Genomic DNA, 12,025 nt, shown 5'->3' on the forward strand with positions numbered 1-12,025 from the left:
ATATATTAATGTTTATTTTTTAGTATCCGGATAAGTAAACGGCACAAAATAAGTAATCAGGAAAGCCGGAATAGTGGCAAACAAAATAAAGATGAAGAAGTCGCGATATCCCAGCCAATCGCTGACAAATCCACTGACCATTCCCGGAAGCATTACTCCCAAATTCATGATGCCGGAAGCAAAGGCATAATGCGCCATTTGATGTTTTCCGGGAGCCACCTGCTGCATCATAAACAGCGTAAGTCCTACAAAACCGAATCCATATCCGAAATATTCGAGGACAATGGCACCGCCTATCAACATACCGCTTGTAGGTTGGTAAATAGCCAATAATGTATAAGCAATAAAAGGTAGATTGAAAGTACAGCAAAGAGAAAACAACGTTTTTTTCAATCCCCGATGCGAAATGTAATAACCGGCCAATAAAGAACCCAACACAAAAGCTGCTGCGCCATAAGTGCCATAATAGATACCGATCTCCTGTTCACTCAATCCTAATCCGCCAATCTCTCTACCCGCTTTCAGAAACAACGGCACGATCTTCATCACAAAGCCTTCGGCAAAACGATAAAGAATAATAAAGGCGATATAATACCAAATATGTTTTTTCTTGAAGAAATCAAGAATGACTTCCACCAGTTTGTCGAATGTTTCCTTAAACGAAGTAGCCTCGGAAGTTGCAGCACCGCCGGAAGGGAGCATTCGTGTGTGATAAAGCCCCAATGATATCATTACGATCGCCATCACAAACATTACGATCATCCAGGCATGAACATTCGCTTCATACACCACTTCACCGGAAGCTCCTTCAACTCCTCCAAACCGTTTAACCAGCCATCCTGCCAGATATACCAATCCACCGGAAGCCACAATCTTGGCTATATTGTAAAAAGCACCTTGCCAACCGATGTACTTAGCCTGATCGGACTTACTCAGTTCTGTCATATAAACCCCATCCGTTGCAATGTCATGAGTAGCTCCGCTAAAAGCGATCACCGCCAATAACGCAATGGAGCAGGCAAAGAAATGAGGAAGCTGTAATGACAAAGCAACAAGCCCGAAACCGACTCCTGAAACAATCTGCGTGAAGACAACGAAGAACTTTTTAGTTTTAAACATTTCCAAAAACGGACTCCAAAGAAATTTCAGGGTCCAAGGCAACATAATCAACGAAGTCCAAAGAGCAATTTGTGCATCGGAAATATCAAGTCCTTTAAACATCAGGACGGAAACCATATTCAATACAACAAAAGGCAGCCCCATCGCAAAATAAACAGTAGGAACCCATGAAACAGGGTAAAAGGCTTTTCTATTCATTAATAAGTGTTTTATCGGTTAACGATTTTAATACATTTATATATAATACAACCGAAGCCGATAAAATACTAACCGGCACACGTCACTTTTTTATTAAAAAGTATTTCATTTGCTTTTCATCTCTAAAATCACTCTCAAAATTCCGTTCGGATAAAACCGTCAATATAGAAAAAAGACTATCAAAAAGCAAATAACATCAGTCATAAAAAACATCCTTGACCATCTTATGAACAATACTGCATTTCCCTCCCCAGTTCCACCACTATATTTGCACCGGCAAAACCAGAATAAGAACAAAATTCGTACAGTAAAACCATGAAAACAAGAAAACAAGTAAAAGTGCTATTAATCGTACTTATAGGAATATTTATTCCCTACCCACAAAAGGCACACTCCCAAAATTACGTCCCTATGAAAGACGATACCAAAATGGCGGTCAAACCGAAGATAGAAATCAAAGCCTATTCTTTCCACCTAAAACAAATCCGTTTGTTAGACAGTCCGTTTAAAACAGCAATGAACGCTGACAGAAAATGGTTGATGGAAACCCTTAAACCCGATCGTTTCTTACATCGTTTCCATGCAAACGCCGGACTACCCACTAAGGGAACCATTTATGGCGGTTGGGAAAATACCGATCAAAGCGGTTTTTCATTCGGACATTACATATCTGCCCTGTCCATGTTATATGCAACCACAGGAGAAGAAGACATTAAAATACGTCTTGATTATTGCATTTCTGAACTGAAAAGATGCCAAGACAAGCGTGGGACCGGTTATGTGGGTGCCATCCCCAACGAAGACAAACTGTGGGATGACGTATCCAAAGGAATTATTGATGGACGCAATTTTAATCTGAATAACGTATGGGTACCATGGTATAATCTTCATAAACTATGGTCAGGATTAATAGATGCCTACATTTTTGGTGAAAATGAAACAGCCAAAACCATTGTTATTGCACTTACCGACTGGGCATGCGACAAATTCAAAGATCTGACTGAAGAGCAGTGGCAAAATATCCTTACTTGTGAACACGGTGGTATGAACGATGCCTTATATAATGTATATGCCATTACAGGAGATACCAGACATTTGGAAATAGCCAATAAATTTTATCACAAAAAAGTATTAGATCCACTATCGAAAAGAAAAAATGAATTAGCCGGACTGCATGCCAATACGCAAATCCCCAAAGTAATCGGCACTTCACGTTCTTATGAACTTACCGGCAACCAAGACCATCATACCATATCCAGTTACTTTTGGCACACGGTTACCCACGAGCATTCCTATTGTATTGGAGGTAATAGTAATTACGAACATTTTGTAGAACCGGGGAAATTATCGGGAGAATTATCGAATAAGACAACCGAAACCTGCAATACCTACAACATGCTCAAGCTCACACGCCATCTTTTTGCATGGAACCCTTCCGCAGAACTGATGGATTTCTACGAACGTGCATTATATAATCATATTCTTGCTTCACAAAATCCCGAAACAGGAATGGTTTGCTATTGTGTTCCGTTGGCAGCCAATTCACAAAAGAACTACTGTAACGCTGAAAACAACTTTTGGTGCTGTGTAGGTACAGGATTTGAAAATCACGTAAAATACGCTGAACAGATATACTCACACAATGAAAATGAGCTGTATATCAACCTATACATTCCTTCCGAATTGGACTGGAGTGAGAAAAACATGAAACTGAAACAAACAAACAATTTTCCGGATACTGACAACACAACCATTACCATTACAGAAACAGTACCCCAGACACTGACTTTTCATGTACGCTTTCCCAACTGGGTGCAATCCGGATATAGCATAAAAATAAACGGAACAGAACAAGTATTCAACAGTCCCCCCGGTTCATATGTGTCTATCACCCGAGAATGGAAAACAAATGATAAAATAGAAATTAATCTTCCCAAGACCCTCACTAAAGAACAGCTATTAGGAGACAAATATAAAACCGCATTTCTCAATGGTCCTATTGTATTGGCAGGCAAAACAGATATTACCCAAACTCCCCCCGTCTTTATTCGCCATGAGAATAAAAACATTTCTGACTGGATGACTCCAGGTACCACCCCCGGTAATTTCTGGGGCAAAGATGAATCAAATAAAGAGGTTAATTTCCTACCTTTCTATAAAATGCATAATACTCGTTATACAGTGTATTTCGACTATTTCACTCCTGAAGAATGGGAAAAAAAACGTGAGGAATACAAAAAACAACAGGAAGAAGAAATGGAATTGGAGCGTTTGATGGTGGATTATTTCCGAGCCAATGAACAACAACCGGAAATAGATCACAATTTTAAAGGAGAAAATGTGAACAAAGGAACAGGCATTTCCGGTGGAAAATGGTGTTCAAGTAAAGGAGGTTATTTTTCTTTTGAGATGACAGTAGACCCTGATATCCCCGTCGATCTGTCGCTTATGTATTGGGGAAATGATGGCGGTAAAACCAATCAATTTGACATTTTAATAGACGGTGAAATAATTGCATCTGAAAGTTTAACAGCCAGAATCAAACCTAATGAGTTCTTCCGTATTGCTTATCCTGTACCATTTCACTTGACAAAAGGAAAAAACAAAGTGGTTGTAAAATTACGAGCTATCAATTCCAATAACACAGCAGGTCCTATTTATCACGCCAAAATATTTAAAAAGAAATACATGGCTGAAAAGACAGTAATCATACATGATTATTTGTTACCTAAAGAACCCTACCTGATTGAACACAACTTTAGTTTCACCGGTAATAAAAGAACTGGTATTAACATGGGACACCCTTGGGTGGATGCCAACCAAACAAATGCAAGCATATCATTCGATATGAAATGCTCGGCAGATAAAGCCAATATTTTACAACTAACCTATTGGGGTGGAGAAGCTAACGAAAGAAAATTCACTATCCTCATAGATAACCAAGAAATAGGCAAGCAAGAATTACTGCAAAATAAGCCCAATGAAATATTTGAAGTTCTCTATCCAATAGCAAAAGAACTGACAATAGGAAAAAGCCAAATAACAGTCACCCTAAAAATGACACAACGAGCTGCTGGAGGATTATACTATGCATATACATTTTCGGGAGGATCAATAACTGATATACATACAATAGAAAAGGAACGTCAAGTTCCTTTCTCTGTTAGTAACAATAACTCGTATATCACTATCACCAATCATTCCGGACAGGATTTTACAGGAACAGTCACACTGATCAACACAACAGGTGTTATTTTTTATAAAGAAAAAGTTCATATACAAAAAAACATAACCTTAAAAGAGAAAGTCGGTAAAGGGCTTTTTTTCGTATACCTAATTACCGACAATGAAAAAAAACAGCAATGTATAAAAATTGTGATCTAATTTTTATCTATGATATTGAGTGAACCAAAAAACAAAGCCCGTTCAATGTACTTTCAAACGGGCTTTTATTCTTATTTACTTTCACTTTGAAGGTTTAGAACAGCCTTCTTTAATCCACGCCCGATAGCTTCCAGAACAATATCTCCCGGTTTATCCGTCGTTTGGACAATGGCCGTCATCATACCGCTGAAAACCTTCATTTTCGGTAACTGGAAAGATTCCAACGACGCCGGATTTCCATTGGCTCCCGCACAATAAACACCTGCGCCTTTCACTTTAAAACTGATTTCATCAGTTGCATCCGGACAAAGATTTCCTTCCTTATCCACCACTCTCACCGTTACAAAACAAAGATCTTTCCCATCGGCTTGCAAGAGAGTTCTATCCGGAACAAGTTCTATATGATGTGGTGCACCGGCCGTATGTATTTCTTTCTCTGCAACAGCCATTCCATTTTTATCATAGGCAATAACTTTCACAGTACCCGGTTCATATTTAGTATCCATCCACATCAAACGATAACGCTGCTGGCGTTTCAAATTCATCATAGAAACAGAATCGGCACTGTTGTGAACCGTTACAGATAAGTCTTTAGTACGCTTTCCCTGACTTTTTCCATTTATAAATAACTCTGCGGAAGGATAATTCGTATACACGAAAATCGGAGTTACCTCTCCTTCACGGCCTTTCCAGTTCCAGTGAGGTAAAATATGCAATGTCTCCTTTTCCTTATTCCAGTGGCTGCGATACAGATAATAACGGTCTTTTGGCAATCCCGCCAAGTCGATAATCCCGAACAAAGAAGAATGACTTGGCCAGTCCGTATAATAAGGAGTAGGTTCTCCCAAATAATCAAAACCGGTCCACACAAATTCACCGATACAATATGGCAAATCCTCATGCTGGATAAAGTCGTCTTCGGGTAAATTAGACCAGCCACAATGTTCCACATCATAAGAGGAAGCCTGATGGTCATCATACTTTTTCATCCATGCACGCACTACCGGAAACTTATATACCCCCCGTGAACTTACCGTAGAAGCAGTCTCGCTACCCAAGATTATCTGTTGGGGAAGCTTCTTATAAGCTTCCGGATATTTATGAGGACGGTAATTGAAACCGGCAACATCCATTACAGCAGCCATATTATTATTTATTACAGCATCCGGTGCATCCATCCCCTGTGTTACCGGACGAGTAGGATCTTCCCGATGACAGATATCCTGCAAATAGCGTGATAGTTTCGGCCCCTGATCTCCGTTCCACTGATCCGGAACTTCATTACCGATACACCACATCACCACACTCGGATTATTACGATAATGCCGTAATACATTTACCAAATCCTTCTCTACCCATTCATCAAACACTTTATTATAGCCATTCTCACACTTGGCTGCCTTCCACTCATCGAAAGTCTCCACCATAAGCATCATTCCCATCTCGTCACAAGCCCTCACAAGCTCGGGTGCAGGCATATTATGAGAAGTACGGATTGCATTACATCCCATATCTTTCAATATGCGTATCTGACGACGAATCGCCGCATCATTCACGGCAGCCCCCAAAGGCCCCAAATCGTGATGATTACAAACACCTTTAAACACTGTTTTTTTTCCATTCAGAAAGAATCCTTTATTCGGAATAATCTCTATAGAACGAATACCGAACGGAGTGACCGATTCATCCTTCACTACATTGCCTTCATAAACTTTCGATTCTGCCGTATATAAATAAGAGGCATCCGGAGTCCAAAGTTCCGGCTTTTCTACTACAAATTCCTGAGAGAACGTTTGACCGTCAAAGTCAGTAAGTTGCTTCTCCCCCTTACAAACGACACTTCCAACCGCATTTTTTATTTCAGTGACAATACGATAAGACGAAGATGATTTTCCTTCCGGCATCACCAACGATGTATTCAGACGTACCCGTGCAAAATCATTTTTCACTACCGGCGTAGACAACTGCGTCCCCCACATGGGAATATGCACATCTTCATTTACAATCAAATGTACATTTCTATACAGTCCTGCACCCGGATACCAACGGGAAGATTCCACATCATTCTCCAGACGTACAGCCATTATATTTTTTCCACCGGCATTCAAATACGGTGTCACATCCAAATAAAAAGTATTATAACCATATGGCCAATAGCCGGCTTCTTTCCCGTTGATATAAACTCTGGCATGGCTCATAGCCCCATCAAATACCAGAGTCGCCTTTTTGCTTCTATCGAATGCAGGAACTTCAAAGTCCAACCGATACCAACCCACACCTACGAATGGCAATCCGCCCGTACGTCCGGCATGCTCCATGGCCTCTTTCTGCCCGTCTTGTGTTATAGCCACCTTTTGCCGGTCATTCTGAATACTGAAAGGACCATAAACAGCCCAATCGTGAGGTACCGTTACCGACTGCCAACGGCTGTCATCATAATCCGGTTGACTGAAATCCGTATGATCCGAACGAATAAATTTCCATCCTTTTTCAAACGTATACCGTGTACGCGTTGGTCCTGCATCACCGGCAGCTCGTATTACTTCGCAATTGGTCAAATAGAGTAATGTTAGTGCAACAACAAATAAAAATTTCTGCATGGTATTCAAATTAAAAGTAAAGAATAAATCTATTTTGAGACAGGCAAATATATACAAAATCAGTTCAATCATCCTAATTTTCAAAACACAAAATATTAGAAATCAACTATTTTAAGAACTGTCTATAAAATAATCACTTTTAGGTTAGTACTACTCGCTTTACAATTGTATTATATAATAAAGGAATTATCAATAACCCATTAAATTACTACTTATGAGTTTATCGAAGCACTTTCACAGAGTACTATCCGTATCTCTATGCACACTCCTGTTAAGTATGACTTCTTGTCAGGAAAAAGGAAACAAAGATCAATGCTCCCTCATCCCTCAACCGAATGAATTAAAAACGAACGCGGGACATTTTGCTTTCAATCAGTCTACCGTTTTTTACGTATCTCCGGAATTGGACAAAAACAGTCTTTCCATTATTGACTCATTCGCTCAGAATTTGAATGCAATATCCGGATTTCAAACGACATCCCAACCTTTGGAAGGAACAGAAGCCCTCCCTAAAAAGAACATTGTTTTTAAAGCCAACAAAGACATAGTCCCGGAAGGGTATGAACTAAGTATTCAACCTGATGCTGTTATAATACAGGCCTCCGACCGTAGTGGTATTTTTTATGCTATACAGACATTAAAGCAACTGTTACCGACAGCTATCTATGGAGATCAGCCAACATCGGATGCTCAGTGGACGTTACCTTGTATGGAGATAAAAGATGCTCCACGATTCGGATATAGAGGCTTGCACATTGACGTAGCCCGCCATTTCTTCCCCAAAGAGGAAATGAAAAAGATACTCGACCTTATGGCCCTCCACAAACAGAATACATTACATTGGCATCTGACAGACGACCAAGGATGGCGTATTGAAATAAAAAAATATCCCCGATTGACAGAAATTGGAAGTATCCGTAACAAAACCATGATACGCAAAGAGTGGGATAATTATGACACGACTCCTTACGGCGGGTTTTATACTCAGGAAGATATAAAAGAAGTGGTAAAGTATGCAGAAGAACGTTGCATCAATATCATTCCGGAAGTCGATCTCCCGGGACATATGATGGCAGCATTGGCAGCCTACCCCGATTTGGGATGTACGGGTGGACCATATGAAGTATCCGGTCAATGGGGAGTACGTGACGACGTATTGTGTCCGGGAAAAGAGAAAACCTTTACTTTCATAGAAGATGTATTGACAGAAGTAATGGAATTATTCCCCTCGGAATACATCCACATAGGTGGTGACGAATGCCCGAAAGTCCGTTGGGAAAAATGCCCGAAATGCCAAGCACGTATTAAAGCCGAAGGATTGAAAGCGAATGACAAACATAAAGCGGAATTCTTCCTGCAAAGTTATGTTACGGCCCGCGTAGAGAAATTCTTAAACGATCACGGACGTAAAATAATCGGCTGGGATGAAATTCTGGAAGGAGAACTGGCCCCTAATGCAACAGTAATGTCATGGCGTGGAATGGACGGTGGAATTGAAGCGGCACGCTTGAAACACCCGGTAATCATGACACCTAATAATTATGTATATCTGGATTATTACCCCACAATGAACACACAGGATGAACCTTTGGCTATCGGTGGATACAATCCTGTGGAGAAAGTATACTCATTGGAACCTGTTCCGGCTTCACTGAATGAAGAAGAACGTAAATACATTATCGGTGCGCAAGGCAATCTGTGGACGGAATACATATTAAGCAATGAGCATCTTGAATACATGCTGTTACCTCGTTTGGCGGCATTAAGTGAAGTGCAATGGACCCAACCGGAAAACAAGAATTGGGAACGTTTCCTCGGAAATCTTGATCATATTCTGGCTATATATAACAAGATGGGTGTGAATTATGGAAAACATATTTATGAGATAGCGGCAAAATACGATGTACCGTCTTCGGATGGCACAGTGGAAGTTACATTGAGTACAATGGGGGATGCCCCGATCTATTATACATTAGACGGAACAGAACCGACCGAAAAGAGCACACGCTATAATAAACCTATCAAAATTACAGAGAATTGCGTATTGCAAGCTACTGCCATAAGAGAAAATGTCAAAATCAGAACTTTCAAAAAAGAGTTCCAATTCAATAAAGCTACCGGCAAAAAAGTTACTTTAGCCACTGCCCCCACAGAAAAGTATACATTTGCCGGAGCTTCTATACTCACAGACGGATTACGCGGTGATTTCAACTATAGCACCGGATACTGGCTGGGATTCTTCGATGAGCCGATGGATATCACGATCGATCTTGGAGAATCGACCCCTATATCTTCTGTAAAAATAGGTGTTATGATACAGGTTGGAGAATATGTTTTCCCACCGACGAAAATCACAGTATGGACTGCTACCGGCAAAAACGGTGAATTTGTAAAACAGGGAGAAACAAGTATTCCTCTGGCTACAGCCGATATTAAGGACGGGTTGGCAGAATACAGTTGCCAGTTCAAAGAAGTGGAAGCTGACCGAGTAAAAGTATTAGTAAACACAACTTCCTGCATACCCGATTGGCACGGTGCCCGGACAGAAAAGGGACATCTCTTTGTAGACGAAGTTATCGTAGAGTAAACATCTGATAATCAATCAAAATAAAAGTGTACACTTTTGACATGCAAAGGTGTACACTTTTATTATATAAGAATATAGACTTCTGCCTGATAAAAGTGTATACTTACTTATAAGCCATTCATTTATGCGATGCTCTCGTTGTATAAATCAAATATCAGAGAGAAGTTTATATTCCATTTTCATTTATTGAAACAGCTATTCTACATCTTCAATGCTTTGATATTCCTAATATATAACCCATTACATATGCTTCTTATACATTATTGGGAACAAACCAATACTACTTTATTTCAGAAATAAAAAATCCCTCAAGATGGTGAAAATAACACCAATCTTAAGAGATCTATTAAGGAATCAATGGCTAGGCTAAATAAAAAATTTATTTCACCGCTGACAAATAAACATCTTTACCTTCTATCTTATATTGAAAGTGCTTCGTTAAAGACAGAACTGCCAAAATATTATTAATGTCATTATCCGTATGAAATTCGCAGGTAAACACTTCCTTTTTTAATTGTTCATCCTGAAAATGGAAACTAACATCAAAATGCTTTTCCAAACAACTGGTAATATCCACAAATGCGGCTTTATCAAAGGTTAGTTTTCCATTTATCCACAAAAGTACATCCCGCGCTCTGGACGAATCTACAAGTTCAGACTGTAATGTTTTGGAATTAACATTAAGCATCTGCCCGGGCTTCAAAATAAGACCTTCCTGTTCCCCTCCGGGTATATCAACACAAACCGACCCTTTCAACAAAGTAGTAACCACTTTCTCTTCTTCTGCCCGGGCACGCACATTAAATTTAGTACCCAATACTCGTGTTTGTATATTCTTACTGCTAACAATAAAAGGGGAATCGTCATTGTGTACCACCTCAAAATACGCTTCACCAACAAGAGCGACTTGCCTTTTCTTACTCCAAAAAGAATTTCTATAAGACAACTGAGTAGAAGAGTTCAGCCACACCTTAGAACCATCAGGCAATACGAACTGAGCACGCTGGCCGGCTGGAGTCGCCACAATATAATTCGAAACTTTATTATTTAATGTTATATAAGAAAGACCGACAGTTAAAACGATTCCGGTGAAAAAAGCAGCTAATGGAAATACATAACGCTTCCACTTGGCAGAACGGATTTTTGTAGTCGCATCTTCCTTTCTTTTTATGGCAGTCTTCAATCGATTCAAAGATTTTTCTACGTCAACAGACTCCATCACCGCCGCACGCTCTCCAATAAACATTGTATAATACAACTGTTCAAGCATTTTCTTATTGTCTGGAGAAGCCTCATACCAAGCCTCTACCTGCAATATTTCCTCTTCACTGAGTTCTCCTTTTAGATAATTCAGTAATCTAATTTCATCCATTACACTTCAATCTTATACCTTTTATATACTATTACCTGTAAATAGTACAATTATGAGTGCAAATATACTAAATGAGAAACAAAAAAAATATTATTTAATGATTCATTTTGAAAATGGAGAAATTATAATTATGTTTGTGTACATTTTAATTAAAACGATGGGGAACTCTACTAAACCTTTAGATATAACTGACAATAAATCTGTAATTGCCGCAATAAAGGGTAATGATGAACAAGCTTTCGAAGAGGTATATCGTTATTACTTTCGTGGATTATGTGCATTTTGTTCTCAATATGTTTCACAACATGAATCAGAAGAAATCGTACAAGACACCATGATGTGGTTGTGGGAAAACAGATCCAGTTTAATAGCAGAGCTCACACTAAAAACTTTACTTTTTACCATTGTAAAAAACAAAGCATTAAACCGGATTACCCATCATGACGTTCGTCGCAAAGTGCATCAAGAGATAGCTGAAAAGTACGAGCAAGAATTCGAAAACCCGGATACTTATTTAGAGAATGAACTAATCCGACTTTACAACAAAGCTTTAGGAAAATTACCAGCCGAATTTCGGGAATCATATGAACTGAATAGAAAATATCATCTTACACATAAAGAAATTGCAGAAAAGTTAAAAGTATCTCCCCAGACTATAAACTATCGGATAAGTCAAGCCTTGAAAATCTTACGTATAGAACTAAAAGACTACTTGCCATTATTATTACTTTTATACAATTTTCGACTGTAGAACAGATGAATACC

The 12,025-nt window shown here is 39.3% G+C and carries 6 protein-coding genes; 3 read left to right on the plus strand and 3 right to left on the minus strand.

The annotated features are described in order from the left end of the window. Positions 1-12 precede the first annotated feature (12 nt). Entirely contained in the window at positions 13-1,317 is a 1,305-nt protein-coding gene (locus HMPREF1532_RS01900; protein ID WP_005924064.1) for an MFS transporter, read from the minus strand. Positions 1,318-1,632: 315 nt separating this feature from the next. On the opposite strand from HMPREF1532_RS01900, the gene HMPREF1532_RS01905 reads away from it, so the two are divergent. Further along, a complete protein-coding gene (locus HMPREF1532_RS01905) occupies positions 1,633-4,701 on the plus strand; it encodes a glycoside hydrolase family 127 protein (RefSeq protein ID WP_005924067.1) in 3,069 nt (1,022 codons plus the stop codon). A gap of 71 nt (positions 4,702-4,772) precedes the next feature. Here the strand turns inward: HMPREF1532_RS01905 and galB are convergent, their stop codons facing one another. Beyond that, complete coding sequence (gene galB / locus HMPREF1532_RS01910) at positions 4,773-7,373, minus strand: beta-galactosidase GalB (protein WP_005924069.1); 2,601 nt, start codon at positions 7,371-7,373, stop codon at positions 4,773-4,775. 142 nt (positions 7,374-7,515) lie between these two features. On the opposite strand from galB, the gene HMPREF1532_RS01915 reads away from it, so the two are divergent. Beyond that, on the plus strand, positions 7,516-9,888 hold the full coding sequence (locus HMPREF1532_RS01915; RefSeq protein WP_005924071.1) for a beta-N-acetylhexosaminidase: 2,373 nt from the start codon (positions 7,516-7,518) through the stop codon (positions 9,886-9,888). Between the two features lie 379 nt (positions 9,889-10,267). On the opposite strand, the gene HMPREF1532_RS01920 is transcribed toward HMPREF1532_RS01915, so the two are convergent. Then, on the minus strand, positions 10,268-11,260 hold the full coding sequence (locus tag HMPREF1532_RS01920; protein ID WP_005924074.1) for a FecR family protein: 993 nt from the start codon (positions 11,258-11,260) through the stop codon (positions 10,268-10,270). A gap of 157 nt (positions 11,261-11,417) precedes the next feature. Here HMPREF1532_RS01920 and HMPREF1532_RS01925 point away from each other — a divergent pair, with 157 nt between their 5' ends. Beyond that, positions 11,418-12,011: an RNA polymerase sigma-70 factor gene (locus HMPREF1532_RS01925; RefSeq protein WP_025819252.1), complete on the plus strand. Its 594-nt coding sequence runs from the start codon at positions 11,418-11,420 to the stop codon at positions 12,009-12,011. Positions 12,012-12,025 lie beyond the last annotated feature (14 nt).

It is taken from the genome of Bacteroides salyersiae WAL 10018 = DSM 18765 = JCM 12988 (genome assembly GCF_000381365.1).
Lineage (GTDB): Bacteria > Bacteroidota > Bacteroidia > Bacteroidales > Bacteroidaceae > Bacteroides > Bacteroides salyersiae.